The 14,918-nt window shown below is 70.7% G+C and carries 11 protein-coding genes; 5 read left to right on the forward strand and 6 right to left on the reverse strand.

From position 1 onward, the window contains the following. Positions 1-2: 2 nt before the first annotated feature. On the forward strand, positions 3-2,345 hold the full coding sequence (locus WME90_RS04910; RefSeq protein WP_437279897.1) for a peptidylprolyl isomerase: 2,343 nt from the start codon (positions 3-5) through the stop codon (positions 2,343-2,345). 158 nt (positions 2,346-2,503) lie between these two features. Continuing rightward, a complete protein-coding gene (locus tag WME90_RS04915) occupies positions 2,504-3,628 on the forward strand; it encodes a glycosyltransferase family 2 protein (protein WP_437279898.1) in 1,125 nt (374 codons plus the stop codon). 18 nt (positions 3,629-3,646) lie between these two features. On the opposite strand, the gene WME90_RS04920 is transcribed toward WME90_RS04915, so the two are convergent. The 3 genes from WME90_RS04920 to WME90_RS04930 all read right to left on the reverse strand — a co-directional run bounded on the left by WME90_RS04920 (position 3,647) and on the right by WME90_RS04930 (position 7,915). Next, positions 3,647-4,408 carry a YdcF family protein gene (locus WME90_RS04920; RefSeq protein WP_437279899.1) on the reverse strand — a complete coding sequence of 254 codons (762 nt, stop codon included), beginning with the start codon at positions 4,406-4,408 and terminating at the stop codon, positions 3,647-3,649. 169 nt (positions 4,409-4,577) lie between these two features. Then, the gene (locus WME90_RS04925) at positions 4,578-6,443 is read right to left on the reverse strand and encodes an MYXO-CTERM sorting domain-containing protein (protein ID WP_437279900.1); all 1,866 of its coding nucleotides are present in this window, start codon (positions 6,441-6,443) and stop codon (positions 4,578-4,580) included. 89 nt (positions 6,444-6,532) lie between these two features. Further along, positions 6,533-7,915 (reverse strand): PQQ-dependent sugar dehydrogenase, encoded by a 1,383-nt coding sequence (locus WME90_RS04930; protein WP_437279901.1) that lies wholly within the window; start codon positions 7,913-7,915, stop codon positions 6,533-6,535. 305 nt (positions 7,916-8,220) lie between these two features. On the opposite strand from WME90_RS04930, the gene WME90_RS04935 reads away from it, so the two are divergent. Genes WME90_RS04935 through WME90_RS04945 form a run of 3 tightly spaced genes read left to right on the forward strand, consistent with a single transcriptional unit; the run spans position 8,221 to position 11,153 of the window. Continuing rightward, complete coding sequence (locus tag WME90_RS04935) at positions 8,221-8,859, forward strand: EboA domain-containing protein (protein WP_437279902.1); 639 nt, start codon at positions 8,221-8,223, stop codon at positions 8,857-8,859. Positions 8,860-8,882: 23 nt separating this feature from the next. Further along, on the forward strand, positions 8,883-9,767 hold the full coding sequence (locus WME90_RS04940) for a TatD family hydrolase (protein WP_437279903.1): 885 nt from the start codon (positions 8,883-8,885) through the stop codon (positions 9,765-9,767). A 12-nt stretch (positions 9,768-9,779) separates the two neighbouring features. Beyond that, positions 9,780-11,153 carry an alkaline phosphatase family protein gene (locus WME90_RS04945; protein WP_437279904.1) on the forward strand — a complete coding sequence of 458 codons (1,374 nt, stop codon included), beginning with the start codon at positions 9,780-9,782 and terminating at the stop codon, positions 11,151-11,153. 180 nt (positions 11,154-11,333) lie between these two features. On the opposite strand, the gene WME90_RS04950 is transcribed toward WME90_RS04945, so the two are convergent. The 3 genes from WME90_RS04950 to WME90_RS04960 are packed head-to-tail and all read right to left on the reverse strand — an operon-like array spanning position 11,334 to position 14,784. After that, positions 11,334-12,215 (reverse strand): UbiA family prenyltransferase, encoded by an 882-nt coding sequence (locus WME90_RS04950; protein WP_437279905.1) that lies wholly within the window; start codon positions 12,213-12,215, stop codon positions 11,334-11,336. Continuing rightward, positions 12,212-13,549: a metabolite traffic protein EboE gene (gene eboE / locus WME90_RS04955; protein ID WP_437279906.1), complete on the reverse strand. Its 1,338-nt coding sequence runs from the start codon at positions 13,547-13,549 to the stop codon at positions 12,212-12,214. Before eboE ends, WME90_RS04950 begins: the two co-directional genes overlap by 4 nt. Beyond that, on the reverse strand, positions 13,546-14,784 hold the full coding sequence (locus WME90_RS04960; RefSeq protein WP_437279907.1) for a 3-dehydroquinate synthase: 1,239 nt from the start codon (positions 14,782-14,784) through the stop codon (positions 13,546-13,548). Before WME90_RS04960 ends, eboE begins: the two co-directional genes overlap by 4 nt. Positions 14,785-14,918: the final 134 nt, after the last annotated feature.

Genomic DNA, 14,918 nt, shown 5'->3' on the forward strand with positions numbered 1-14,918 from the left:
TCATGCCGAGAAGGCGCTCCTCTCCTCTCCTCGCGCTGCTCCTCTCCCTCTCCGCCAGCGCCGCGCTCCCCTCCTGCTCCGAGCAGCCGGCGTCCGGCCCCGCGCCCGACGCGGGGAGCTCCGCGGCGGCGCCGGCCGTCAGCGCCGGAGCGGCGGAGCGGGTCGACGTCCTCCTCGCGGCCGAGCAGCGCCGCGCCGCCGTGGAGGTGAGCCCCGCGGACCAGCAGAGCCGCGACGTCGGCGTGCGGCGCGCCGCCGCGCGGGCGCTCGCGCGCATCGGCGGAGACGCGGCGCGGCCTGGGCTCGCGCGGGCGCTCGCGGACGAGGACGACGAGGTGGTCGCGTGGGCCGCCTACGGCCTCGGGTTCTCTTGCAAGGAGCACGAGGCCGACACGGTCTCGGCGCTCGTCGCGCGCGCCCTCGCCCGCGACGCTCGCGCGGCTGCGCCTCCCGCGGCGTCGAGCGGCGCCGCCGCCGGCGCGACGCCGCTCGACGCTGGCGGCGCGCTCGCCCGGGCCATCGGGCGGTGCGGCGCCGAGGCGTCGGAGCCGACGCTGGTCGCGTGGCTCGACGGCCCGCGCGAGCGCGCGATCCACGCGGCGTACGCGCTCGGCGATCTCGCCTCGATCAAGCTCAAGCTGCGCGAGGAGACGCTCGTCGCGCTGCTCAACCTCGCCTCGGGGAGCGCGGCGAGCCCGCCGGTCCCCGAGGCGCTCTACCCGATCGGGCGGCTCGAGCACGTCCCGCTCACGGTCATCCCCCGCATCCGCGACGTCGCGACCGCGCGGCTCGCCGAGGCCTCCGACGCGCGGCTCTTCGCGGTGCGCGCGCTCGGCAGGGCAGGGGAGGAGGCCGCCTCCGAGCTCGCCCGCGTGCTCTCCGCGAAGGGCGTGTTCACCGCGAGCGAGCGCGCCGAGGCCGCGCGCGCCCTCAAGCGGCTCGGCCCGCCCGGCCAGCGCGCGCTCGCCGACGCGGTCGCCTCGCTCGCCCCGAGCGCGGACCCGATAGCGCTCACGAGCCTCGTCAGCGAGGACTTCGGCGTGCTGCTCACCGCGCTCGACGCGCTCGCGTCGGCGGGCGCCGCGCGCAAGGCGCTCCGCGATCTCGCCGCGCTGCCGCCGCCGCCGAGCGCGCCCGCGGCGATCCTCCGCCGCGTCGCGTGGCTCCGCTGCGGCGCGGCCAGGCTCCTCGCGGGCGGGGACTACCGCGATCCGCTGCTGCTCGGCTGCGACGTCACGGCGCCGGCGGAGCCGGGGAGCAAGCCGGACGCGGGCGCGCCGGTGCGCGGCTCGATCGGCGCCAGGGCGGTCGTCGAGGTGATCGGCCGCGACGCGATCACGGGCGCGCGGCTCGCCGCGTTCCGCGCGTACGCCGCGTCGGGCGATCTGCGCGCCAGGGAGGCCGCGATCGAGCTCATCGCCTCGCACGAGGAGATCGCCGGCGCGCCCGATCTGCTCGCGAAGGCGCTCGCCGCGGAGGAGCCGGGCCTGGTCGCCGCCGCGGCGGAGGTCATCGCGCGGCAGCCCCAGCGCGCGTCGGAGGCGCCGGGGCAGGCCAAGCGGAAGCGCAGGAAGCGGGGCGACGAGAAGGACGCTCCCGCCGCGGTCACGTCGCCCGCGATCGAGGGCGCGCTGCTCTCGATCCTCGACCGTCCCGGTGCGCGCGACGATCCGGAGCTGATCGGCGCGGTCGTCGACGCGGCGGGGGCGCTCTCGCTCAAGCCGGCGGAGGCTCGGCTGGAGCAGCTCTGCCGATCGAGCCACCCCACGACGCGCGCGCGCGCTGGGACGGCGCTCGGCGTGCTCAGGGGCCGCAAGATCGCGTGCGACGCCGGTCTGCCGGCGGACGCGGGCGCGGCGGGTCGGCCGGCCGTCGCGCCGCCGGTCGGCGAGGTGCCGGCCGAGGCATCCGCGCTCGTGCGCGCGCCGGCGGCGCTGGTCTTCGACACGGACGCCGGCGAGCTCACGATGACGCTCGACCCTTCGCTCGCGCCGGTCGCGGTGACCCGCTTCGTCGACCTCGCGCGCTCCGGCTACTACGACGGCAAGATCGTCCACCGCGTGGTGCCCGGCTTCGTCACCCAGTTCGGCGCGCCGTTCGGCGACGGCGCAGGCGGCCCGCCCGGCAAGCCGGCGCTGCGCTGCGAGACGTCGCCGGTCGCGTTCGAGCCGCTCCGCGTCGGCGTCGCCCTCGCCGGCCGCGACACCGGATCGAGCCAGCTCTTCGTGATGCACGCGCGCGCGCCGCACCTCGACGGCCAGTACGCGGCCGTCGGCGTCGCCGCCGGGCCGTGGGCCGCGCTCGCCGATGGGGACGTCATCCGGAGCGTGAAGGTGCGGAACTGAACGCGGGTGGCGCACGACGCGCGGTGCGCGACGCGCGACGCCAGTGACGGCGCGCGATGCAAGTGACGACGCGCGCCGCGTGATCCCGCGGGTCGTGGCGACGCGCCTCCATCCATGTCGGTTGACAACCGCCCCCGAGCGGCGCTCTACAGTTTAGCGTGGTCATTGCCTCCTTTCTGGCCGTCGCGGTGCTCGTGTACACCTACTTCGGGTACCCGATCGTTATCGGCATCCTGGCGCGCCTCTGGCCTGCGCAGCGGAAGGAGGATCCGGACTACGTTCCCACGGTGACGGCGTGCATCCCCGTCTACAACGCGGCGTCGTATCTACCGGCGAAGGTCGAGAGCCTCCTCGCGCTCGACTATCCCAAGGACAAGATCGAGGTCCTGCTCTACTCGGACGGATCGACGGACGACACGGTGCTCGTGGCGCGGCAGCTGGCCGAGCGCGATCCTCGGGTGAAGGTGCTCGTCAGCGAGGCGCGGCGTGGCAAGCCGATCGGCGTGAACGCGATGCTCGAGGTCGCGACGGGCGAGGTGCTGCTGATGACGGACATCCGCCAGCCGCTCGTGCCCGGGGCGCTGCGCGCGCTCGTGCGGCTCCTGTCCGATCCGAACGCGGGCTGCGTCTCCGGCAACCTGGTGCTGAAGGGGTCGGCGGGGTCGGGGGCCTACTGGCGTTACGAGAACTGGATCCGCCTCCAGGAGGGGCGGTTCAGGAGCATGGTGGGGGTGACCGGTCCCATCTACGCGATCCGTCGCGCCGACATGGGCCAGCTGCCGGAGGGCGTCATCCTCGACGACATGTGGGTGCCGATGCGGCTCCGCCTCGAGGGGCGCTCGATCCTCTTCGCGCCCGACGCGATCGCGTACGACGACGCGTTCGGCGACGAGCGCGAGTTCGGCCGCAAGGTGCGCACGCTCGCGGGCAATTATCAGCTCTTTTCGCTGCTCCCGGCGCTCCTCGTCCCGTTCAGGAACCCGTCCTGGTTCGAGGTCTTCTCGCACAAGCTGCTCCGTCTCGTGTGCCCCTGGGCGCTCGCCGCGCTGCTGAGCACGTCGACGGTCGCGTGGGTGGACGCCCAGGTGAGCGGCGACGCCTCGTGGCTGCTCCACGCGTGGCGCGCGCTGGTCGGCGGGCAGGTGGCCTTCTACCTGCTCGCGGCGCTCGGGGGCGCTGCGGGCAAGCTCGGCGCGCTCGCGAGGACGTTCGTGGTCCTGAACGCGGCGGCGGTGGTCGGCCTGTGGCGGTTCCTCCGCGGCTCGCAGAAGGTCACCTGGTAGCGCCGAGGCGCGCGAGGGTCACGGCTCCAGGAGACCCACGAGCTCGTGAACGGCGCGCTCCGACCACCGGAGCGAGAGCGCGCTCGGGATCATCTTCTCTATCCCCTCGGGCGGCAGCGAATGGAACCTGACCGGCGCGGGCAGGACGTCGAGCCCCGCGCGCTCGAACATGCGGATGGAGCGCGGCATGTGGAGGGCGCTGGTCACGACCACGACGGCGTCGGCCGACAGCTCGCGGGCGATCCGCGCGGAGTTGAGGGCGTTCTCTCGGGTATCGCGCGCCTCGATCTCCAGGATGATCTTCTTCCTGGGCACGCCGAGCTCCACGAGGAGGTCGGCCATGGCGCCGGCGAGCTCGTCGGGCGGGCGCAGGACGTCCTTCCCCGAGATGATGACGTGGCCGAAGCCGTATTCGCGGTAGACGCGCACGGCGGCGAGGCTGCGCTCGAGGCCTGCCCCCGACTGCCGTTCCATGGCCGGCTCGCCGAACTCGTCGGCGTCGATGCCGGCGGTGAGGACGACGAGGACGCGCCGCTCGGGTGAGCTTCCGCCGAGCTCCGCGTGGAGGTCCCTCGGCACCGTGCTGATCCGGCGCACGAGCGCGCTGGAGAGCCAGGGCGTGGAGAGGAGCCACAGCGCGAGCCACGCGCTCCACGCGAGCGCCCGCCCGATCTTCGCCCCGCGTGTCCGGAAGCTCCAGTCGCCGCCCGAGAGCGCGAGGCCGACGCCCGCGGCGACGAGGAGCACGAAGAGGGGATCGACGAGGCGGGAGATGGGCAAGGCGACGCTCGCCGTGAGGCGCTGGGTGCGCTCAATCTATGCAGGCGCCGGGGGGTGATGCGAGCGAAAAGAGGGCGCCTCGTGCGAGGCGGCAGGGCGGAGGCGACCGGGGGCTCGGACTTGAACGTCCGGGGCGACGCGCGCCGGGACTGTCGGGGTGCGTCGCGGCTCAGCGCCGCTGGCGCGCTCGCCGGCGCCTGGCTGCGGCGGCGAGGGCGAGCCCTGCGAGGCCCGCAGGCAGCCATCCGCCGCGCCCGTCGGCGGGCATCCGGAAGCCGCACCCGCCGTCGTCGCTGGAGCCGCCGCTCGAGGTGCCGCCGGTCGAGCTATCGCCGCCGGTGCCGCTGCCGCCGTTGCCGCCGTTGCCGCTGCTGCCGCCGTTGCCGCTGCTCGCATTCGCCGGCGGCTCTCCCAGATCGAGCGGCGCTTCGGCGTCATCGGCCGCGACGAGGATCGGCGGCGCCTCGCCGGTCTCCTCGTAGATGGTCCGGAGGTCATCTCCCGTGCTGTCCGTGCGGTTCTCGGACTGCAGGAACTCGATGTACTCCCTCGTCATCGACTGGTAGTACACGCGCGCCGAGAGCGTCTGGCGACCGAAGGCGTCGGCCGGGACGGTGAGCGTGAAGCGCGCCTCGTCGTAGTTGCGGTATCCGCCGTTCCCATCGGCGAAGTCGATCTCCTGGGTCGGCTGGGTCCTCTGCGACGGGACGAAGCCCTTCGGCGGGATGCGCGTGTCGGAGATGATCATGTCGTGGAGCGCGAGGTGCTCCTCTTTCTCGCCGGCGCCCGCTTCGGCCTTCCATTGTCCGTGCACGGCCCGGTACTCGTGGGTGGGCGGCTCGTGCTGGATCTCGCCGGTATCGGCGTCGTAGCCGCCGAGCAGCGGCCGTTCGACCCCGCTCTCGTCGACGAGGAACACGGCGATCCAGGCGCGCCGGCTCTCCGCATAGCCTGTCGGGAACTTGTGACCGGTGAGGTTCTCGACCCGGACGGTGACGGCGATCTCCTCTCCGGGCGCGGCGTCCTGCGGGGCCTCGACGAGGGTGACCGAGGCGGCCGAGGCGAGGCTCTTGAGCGTACCGTCGAGCGCGAGCTGGAAGGAGTCCGCGTACTCCGCGGCGCGCTCCTTGTTGGCCGCCATGACGGCCTGGATGCCCCAGTGATTGCCGCCGACGAGGAGGTGGGCGCGGGGATCGGTTCGGAGCGGCCCGCGCTCGCCGACAGCCAGCTCGCCCATCTTCCTCTGCATATGGCAATCGACGCAACTTTGAGCGCTCGCGGCGTCATTGCGGAAGTCGCTGGAGGCCCACTCCTCGTAGGTCGTGTCGAGCGGAAACTCGATCTTGGTGTCCTTTCCGCTCGCGTCCTTCAGCATGACCTCCGGATTCGTGACTTGATGACATTGGCCGCAAAATTCGGATTCGGCCAGCGCGGGCGTGTCTTCTCCCCTGTGAGATTGAGAGACGACGTCCGGATAGGGGCCATACACCAAGGGTGTAGCCGTGAACCCAGCAGCCTCGGGTGTGGGGTCAAACACGAGCTGAGCGTTGCCGACGATGTACGGTGCCCCGTCTTCAAGGTCCGGCGTCGTCATCGCGCGATGACAAACGCTGCAGCTGACCCCCTGGCCATCGACGATCTTCCCGTCGACCGACGCCTCGGGGTCGAACCCAGAGCCGTCCGGGGGCGTCGCTCGCCCGTTCAGGAACCCGATGGGAGAGTGGCATCGCAGGCAGAAGGTCCCGACCCCCGGCGCGTCCTGGTTGGCGATCGCAAGAGCGGCTTTGAAGACAGGATCGCGCCACGCGTTGGCCATCATGGTACCTGCCCATGTGTCGGTGGGCATGTAATCCTGGTGTTCCTGAACCTCTGCTCGATGGCAGCCGGAGCAGCGCTCGGCGGTGCCCAGGTTGTTCGGCTGTGGCATCTCGCCGGGCCCCGTGCCCAGGAGGTCTTCGATCCCGGCTGCCGCCTCGTGGCTCAACAGCCCGAGCGCGAGCGCCCAACCCACCGCCAGTCTCCGCGTCTTCTGCATGGCTCGAATCCAGATCTGGTAAGCTGCTCTTCGGAAAATAGGGACCAACGATGGACGGCCGCGTTGGTCCCCGTGGGCCGCGGGCCGATTTATTCCGGATCGATCCGGAAGATGCTGCCTCCGTAGGAGACGATGTACAGCTCGCCCGCCGCGTCCTCGCCGAACGAGGCCAGGCCCTGGATGGTGCTCTCGGAGCCGAGGTCCTGGCTGAGCGAGCTCCTCGGCGTGGCGACGCCATCCTTCCAGGTGAGCATCCAGACTCGGTCCGTCTCGAAGTCGCCGAACAGGTACTTCCCTCGGAGCGCGGGGATCCTGCTCCCACGGTAGACATAGCCGCCTGTCACCGAGCCATCGCCGCTGTCGTGGTCATATGCCAGGACGGGCGGTGTGATCGTCGGCGAGTCGCACTTTGTCGCCTGGTCGCTCTGAAGGCACGTGCCCCCCTCGGTGACGCTCCATCCGTAGTTCTTGTTGCCCTGGCCGCGCGGCTCGATGTTGATCTCCTCGAAGAGGCGTCCTCCGACATCTCCGATGTAGAGGTCGCCCCTGCAGCGGTCGAAGCTGAAACGCCACGGATTGCGAAGTCCATAGTCCCACACGTACGGGTCTCCACCGGGGACGTTCCCGGCCGGCGCCGTCGGGTGATTCTCGACGTCGACGCGAAGTATCTTTGCATACTTCACATTGATGTTTTGGCCATTGTTGTCCGGATCGGGGTTGGAGGTGTCCCCGCCGCCGTCGCCGACGCCGATGTAGAGCATCCCATCCGGGCCGAACGCGAGCATCCCGCCATTGTGGTTGCCGACCAGCACCGGTATCGAGACGAGCTCGGCTACTCGCTGCGGGTCAGCTCGGTCCGGATTGCCCGCTGAACGCTTGTACTCTCGGAGGGCCAGCGTTCGCGACCTCGTGTTGTAGTAAACGAAGAACCTTCCGTTGCTCGCATACTGCGGGTGGAACGCGAGCCCGAGGAGCCCTCGCTCATCCTCGTCGTACTCACTCCCCTGGACGTCCGCGGTGATGTCGAGGAACGGAGCGCTCTGCAGCTCACCTCCGCTGATGAGGCGGATGGTCCCGCCCTGCTGCACGACGTAGAGCCGGCTGGGATCTTCGGGCTCGCTCGTCACGAACAAGGGCTGGCGCAGGCCGCTCGCTACCTCCGTGAGGCGGAGCGGCGGCACGGTCCCGCCCGGCTCGTCGCACTCGATCGTCCCGCTCCCTCCCACGCCGGTTCCGCTCGCAGGGCCGGCTCCCGCGCCGCTGGTCGAGTCGGTGCCCGAGCTGGTCGAGTCGGTGCCCGAGCTGGTCGAGTCGGTGCCCGAGCTGGTCGAGCTGGTGCCCGAGCTGGTTCCGCTGGTCGTGGGAGTGCCCGTCGACGTGCTGCCGCCGCCGGTGCCCGTCGCACCGGGGCCGGAGCCTCCCCCGCCGCCTGTCCCTGCCCCCGAATCGCCGCTGTCGCAGCCATTCAGCATAAGCCCGATCCCGACGGCGGCGGCTGCGATGGGCATGAAAGACAAACGGAAACGCTTCTGGTCTATCATGCAGTAGGACACTATCCGAACAGCGCGCCCCTTGGTATAACTTTCCACCGCTCGGCGACGTCGGTATCTTGCGGTAGACGCATGGACCGGCGAGCATGACTACAATGCAAGACCCTTCCCTACTGCTGCTTGAAATTCTGTCGCGCCGGATTCCGCCGACAGCGCGCTCCTGGCTAGAGCGCGTTGAAAGGATGATCGGGACCGCTGCGCGTCTTGGCGGCGCGCCTGACGCACCGGTGAGCGAGGCGTCGACCTGGTTCGATCGCGACCACTTCCTCGCGACGTTCACTGCAGCGGTACGCGCGCTCGGCAAAGCGCCGCTCGGGCTTCACGCCGACGAGCGAGATGCGCTGGAGGCTGCCGGCGTCGCCGGGTGGGCCGAGTGGATCGATGGCCGAGGCCTGGATGAGCTCGGCCGGGTAACGATGCTCGCGCAGGTTTCGAGGTGTCTGCCCGTTCCGGAGCTCGAGTTGCTGCTCCGAGTTTGCTACGAGCAGGGAGATGGCCGGGAGCGTCAGGCGCTCTTGCGGGCACTGCCGTTCTTGGCCGAGGCGGAGCGCTTCGTTCCGCTCGCGGTCGAGGCGTGCCGCACGAACGAACTGCCTGTCTTCGAGGCGATCGCTTGCGAGAATCCCTACCCGGCCGCGTGCTTTCCCGATCTCAACTTCAACCAGGTGGTCCTCAAGGCCATGTTCATGGGCGTGGCGCTCGCCCGGATCGTCGGGCTCGACCGGCGGCGATCGAGCGAGCTCGCCAGGATGGCAGAGGACTTCGCGAGCGAACGGAGGGCGGCTGGCCGGAGCGTCCCGGCAGACATCGGCCTGCTCTCCCTGGACGACCATGAGCGCGAGCGCGCGACGCGGATCCCGGAGTGACGCGGCGCGATGCGGAGGGACCCTTGAAGCTATTCGATCCTCACATCCACATGACATCGCGGACGACGGACGACTACCAGGCCATGGCCGCGGCCGGCATCGTCGCCGTCCTCGAGCCGGCGTTCTGGCTCGGTCAACCGAGGACCCATGTCGGCACCTTCGAGGACTACTTTACGTCGCTGCTCGGCTGGGAGCGCTTCCGGGCCAGCCAGTTCGGCATCCGTCATCTCTGCACGCTGGGGCTCAACCCGAAGGAGGCGAACAACCCTCGCGTGGCGCAGGGGGTCATCGAGCTCCTGCCGCGCTATCTCGACAAGGAGGGCGTCGTCGCGGTCGGCGAGATCGGGTTTGATGACATGACGCCAGAAGAAGAAAGGGTTTTCGCCCAGCAGGTCGAGCTCGCGCGAGAGCACGAGCTCCCGATTCTGGTGCATACGCCGCACCGCGACAAGAAGCGCGGCACGGAGCGGACGCTCGCCCTGGTGCGGGAGCTCCGGTTCCCCGAGGAGCGCGTGCTCGTCGATCACAACAACGAGGAGACGCTTCCGCTCGTGCTGGCGACCGGATGCTGGGCCGGCCACTCCATCTATCCCAACACCAAGATGGACGAGGACCGGATGGTCTCGCTGGTCAAGACATACGGCGCCGAGCGGATCCTGATCAACAGCGCGGCGGACTGGGGCGTGAGCGATCCGCTCAAGGTCCCGAAGACGGCGGCGCGGATGCGCGAGAACGGGATCTCGGACGAGGCGATCGAGCGGATCGTCTGGAAGAACCCGCTCGCCTTCTTCTCCCAGAGCGGTCGGCTCGACCTCGCGGAGTTCGGCGAAGCGCCCGCGGTGGATCAGCGCGCCCTGTTCGAGGGGAACTCGGTGTTGCGCGGGCAGACCCCCGTCGTGAAGGGCTGATCGAGCGCGCGTATGCACCGCACCGTCGTCCTCAATGTCGTCGGGCTCACGGGGGAGCTCCTCGGCGACGCCACGCCGAACCTGAAGCGGCTCGCCGGGGAGGGGGCGATGCGCCCGCTCCAGACGGTGCTGCCAGCTGTCACATGCACGGTCCAGTCGACCTTCACGACAGGGCTCATGCCGAGCGGGCACGGCTGCGTCGCGAACGGCTGGTACTTCCGCGACATCGCCGAGGTGAACCTCTGGCGCCAGGCGAACCAGCTCGTGACGGGGGAGAAGATCTGGGACACCGCGCGCCGGCGCGACCCGGCGTTCACCTGCGCCAAGCTGTTCTGGTGGTACAACATGTACAGCTCGGCGGATTACGCGGTGACGCCGCGGCCGATCTACTGGGCGGACGGGCTCAAGCTGCCGGATATCTACACCGAGCCGGCGTCGTTGCACGATGAGCTCGTCTCCCGGCTAGGCGAGTTCCCCCTCTTCAACTTCTGGGGGCCGAACGCGGATATCCGATCTTCGGAGTGGATCGCGCGGTGCGCGCGCCATGTATATGACACGCGGCGGCCGACGTTGACGTTGGTCTACCTTCCGCACCTCGACTATAACCTGCAACGGCTCGGTCCGGATCATCCCGCCATCGAGAAGGACCTCAGGGCGGTCGACGCCGTTTGTGGGGAGCTCATCGAGCACGTGCGCAAGGACGGAGCGCGGGTGATGGTCGTCTCCGAGTACGGCATCACCCGCGTGACAGGGGCCGTGCACATCAATCGAGCGCTCCGGGAGAGAGACCTCGTCCGCGTCCGCGTGGAGCGTGGGAGGGAGAAGCTGGACGCGGGAGCCTCCGAGGCGTTCGCCGTGGCAGACCACCAGGTAGCGCACGTCTATGTGCGGCGCCCCGAGCGGATCGGCGAGGTGAAGCGCCTCATCGAGGAGCTGCCCGGGGTGGACTCCGTCCTCGACGCGGAGGGCAAGCGCGCCGCCGGGCTAGACCACCCGAGGTCCGGTGAGCTCGTCGCGGTCTCGGCGAAGGACCGATGGTTCAGCTACTATTACTGGCTGGACGACGACAAAGCCCCGGAGTTCGCGAAGACGGTCGATATCCATCGAAAGCCTGGGTACGACCCCGTGGAGCTCTTCGCCGATCCCAAATTGCGTGTCCTGCCGGCGCACGTCGCGTGGCGGCTGCTCAAGAAGAAGCTCGGCTTCCGCTACCTGATGGACGTTATCCCGCTGGACGCCTCCCTCGTGAAGGGCTCTCACGGCCGGCTGACCGAGCGCGCCGAGGAGGGCCCGGTCGTGCTGTCCACCGACGCGGCGCTCCTGCCGGAAGCTCAGGCTCACGCCGTCGACGTGGGCAGGCTCATCCTGAGCCACATCTTCGACTGAACCGAGACCGGTGTAGGGATGTTATAGAGCACCGATCACGTTGGAGTTCCGAGGAAATCAACAAAAGGGAAGAGCAACCGCAAGGGCGCGAGGCGCGCAAGGGGAAGGCAAGAAAACATCTCGTCTCTTGTTCCTTGCGCCCCTTGCGCCCTTGCGGTTTCTCTCTTTCCCGCATTCCTTTCACGTCCCCCTCACCACCCGCTGCATCATCAGCGTCAGCGGGAATCCCACCATCGCCAGCGCCGCCGCGCCGACTGCGCCCGGCGCTCCGCTCTTCGCGATGAGCACCGCGTCCAGCAGCGATATCCCTGCGATGAGCGTCACCACGGCGCGCGGGATCCGGTCCTTGCGCGTCCCCCGCAGCAACCTTATCGCGTGGATCACGCAGCCAGCGAGCGCCCCGTACGCGACGGTCCCCATCATCCCCGTGAGCGGCGCGCCGATCGTCGCCAGGAAGGGGACCGCCATGAAGCCGAGCGCCCACAAGCTGCGCACGGCCAGCAGGTTCTCCTGCTTCGCGATCGCGGTCAGCCCGATCAGATAGAAGAGCAGCGCCACCGCCCCGCCGATCACCGCGCTCCCGAGCTGTCCCCCCGCCGCGAGCGCGGCCGTCACATAGACCAGCACGCGGCACACCCCCATGAGCGCCGGGCTCAGCGGGTTCCCCTTGTGCCAGGCATCGTAGAGCACGATCGCCCCGGCCAGCAGCGCGCTCGCCACCGCCGGCGCCATCCCCCGGTTGGCCACGAAGGCGTGGCCCCCCACGAGCAGCACTCCGGCCCCGAGCAGGCCGTAGCCGACCGCGAACACCTCCCGGGCGCTCACAAATCCGGACGGGATCGGCCGCTCGGGGCGCTCGCGCGCGTCGATCTCCCGGTCGAACGCGTCGTTCAGGAACATTCCGCCCACGTACATCAGCGACGCCGCGAACCCCACCAGCGCCACCTCGAGCGCCCGCAGCCCCGACCCCGACAGGGCCATTCCGCAGAGCACGTTCGTCCATACCGTGGGCAAGTTCGAGACGCGGCCGAGCCGCAGATACACCCGCGCGCGCGCGCTCATCGCCCTGCCTCCCCGACGCTCTTGTCGCCGACCATCCGCTCCTCGACCCAGCGAAGCTCCCTCGCCACCGCCTCGACCATCCCGCCGCGCCGCTGGTCCTCTGGCAGCACATCCCAGGTGTACGTCTCCACCTCGAGGTGCTGCGTCGCAGGGGACTCGCGCAGGTGCGACAGCAGCGCCGCCAGCTCCGGCTGCGTCGTCGCGAGCGCGCCCTCGATCTCCCGGAAGATCGGCACATGGAAGTGGACGCGCCACTCCTCCGGCGTCGCCTCGGGCGGCGCCGCGCTCCCGCCCTCGAGCGCCGCCAGCGCCTCGGGCAGGTCGAGGTAGCGAACGAGCTCGCCCCCGCGCCGCTCGACCACCTGGTGCAGGTAGACGACGTCCTCCGCGTACGCGCGCAGCCTCGCCATCGTCGCCGGATCGCGCTCCGCCACGCGCGCGCGCAGCCCGGCGCTGATCTGGACCTTGTGCACGCCGATGCCCGCCGAGCGGAGCGCCGCGAGCGACTCCGGCGCGTCCTCGAACTCGACCGCCATGTGGCACGCGTCGAAGCAGAGGCCGAGGTGCGTACGGAGCGCCTCCTCCGCGTCCGGCAGGCTCATCCCGGCCAGCGCCGACAGCTCGCGCACGCGCTCCGGCGCGAACACGTGATCGGTGAAGAAGCCGATCGCCTCGGGCGTCGTCTCGAGGAAGCAGCACGGCTCCGGCTCGAGGGCCAGCGCGACGCGCTTCCCCGTGCGGCGGCGGATCCCGACGAGGTGCGCCGCGTGCTCGACCAGCCGCCGCGCCATCGCCGCCGCGTCGTCCGGCGTGCGCACCCGCGGCCTGAACGCGCCGGGCACCGTGCTGACGCTGCCCATCAGGCCCTCGTCCGACGGCAATAGCTCGGCGAGGAGCGTCGCCAGCAGGTCGCTGTAGGCGAGCCGCTCGTCGTCGAGCCAGTCGGGCAGATACACCTGCTCCTTCACCGGCGCGCCGTGGAACCGGCCATAAGGGAAGCCGTTCAGCGTGAACACGTACAGGCTGTTCCGCTCTAGAAAATCCCGAAACGCGTCGAGCTCCGCCGGCACGGCGAGCTCCGCCGCCGCCCTCGCCGAGAGCCGCAGCCCCACGCCGCACCGGCGGCGCGCGCTCGCGCCGACGCCATCCGCCCGTCTGTCGCCTCCCCCTCTGTCGCCTCCCCCTCGGTGCGCCCCTTCGTCACCGCCGGCCGCGCGCGACCAGATGTCGAGCAGGTGCGTCTCGAGGCTCTGCTTCACCTCCGGCCACGTCTCGCCCGTGTGGATGTTCGTGCAGTACGTGAGGTGCGGCGCGCCCGCGCACGCGAGCCTCATGATCGCGCCGCCCCCGCCGCGCCCGCCGCCGCGAGCGCGGCTCGCCGGCCGGCGCGCTCGCGGAGCCGCGCGATCGCCGCGACGATGTGCCGCTCCTCCATCGCGTGCACCTCGCGCGCGCGCCCCACGTCCTCGAGCAACGTCACCGTGAGCTCCCCGCCGAGGTGCTCGCGGAACTCGTCCAGCCCGTCGAGCACGCAGAGCCGCTCGCCGCGCCCGCCCCGCTCTTCCCGCTCGAACGGGCGCGTCATCTCGAGCGCGTCGTCCCACAGCGAGAAGCCGAGCGCCTCGAGCGCCGTCGTCACCGCGGCCGCCGTCGCCTGGCTGCACAGGCCGGCCAGCTCGGCGTACAGCGTGTCGATCGCGATCCCGATCGCGACCGCCTCTCCGTGGCGGAGCCTGTGCTTCGTGAGCGACTCCAGCTTGTGCGCGGCCCAGTGCCCGAAGTCGAGCGGCCGCGCGCTCCCGAGCTCGAACGGATCGCCCGCGCTCGCGATGTGCTGGAGGTGGATCTCCGCCGAGCGACGCACGAGCTCCGCGAGCGGCGCGAGCGACCCCGACGCGAGCGCCGGCGCGCGCTCGGACAGCCACGAGAACAGCCTCGCGTCCCGGATCAGCGCGACCTTCACCGCCTCCGCCATCCCCGCCACCTTGTCGCGCAAGGGCAACGTCTCCAGAAAGCGCGGATCGATGAGCACCGCGAACGGCGGGGCGAACGTGCCGAGCAGGTTCTTCTTCCCGAACGCGTTGATGCCGTTCTTCACGCCGACCCCGGAATCGGCCTGCGCGAGCACCGTGGTCGGGATCCGCACGACCCGGACGCCGCGGTGCACCGTCGCCGCCGCATAGCCCACCATGTCGAGCACCGCGCCCCCGCCGACGATCATCACGAACGACTGCCGATCCATCCCCAGCGCGTCGAGCCTCGCCTGCAGCGCCGCCGTCGCCGCGCCGTCGTTCTTCGCCGCCTCTCCGCCGGGCACCACGATAGGCTCGGCCGCGAGCGTGAGCTGCTCCGGTCGCGCATCGACGTACCGCGCGATGTCGTCTGCCAGCGACGGCCACGCCGCCGCCACGCCGCCGTCGATCACCGGCAGCACGCGGTGACGCCGGCGCGGCTCCTTCGCGGCGATGGCGGCCGCGAGATCGTCGTTGCTCGGCGAAAAGACGCCCTCGGTGAAATAGACGGGGTACTCGAAGGGGACCGCGATCCGTTGCAGATGAAGCAGCATCAAAGCCGACTTTCGAGAGAGGTCATCGGCTCGTCAAGTTGGTTCCTCGCGAGGATCCCGCGTCTTGCCGCGGTACGAAAACTTCCCCTTGGCGGCGGACGGCCTTCCTGCAATGCTGGCGTCGCCCGGTGGAGCAC

It is taken from the genome of Sorangium sp. So ce375, from assembly GCF_051473855.1.
GTDB lineage: Bacteria > Myxococcota_A > Polyangia > Polyangiales > Polyangiaceae > Sorangium.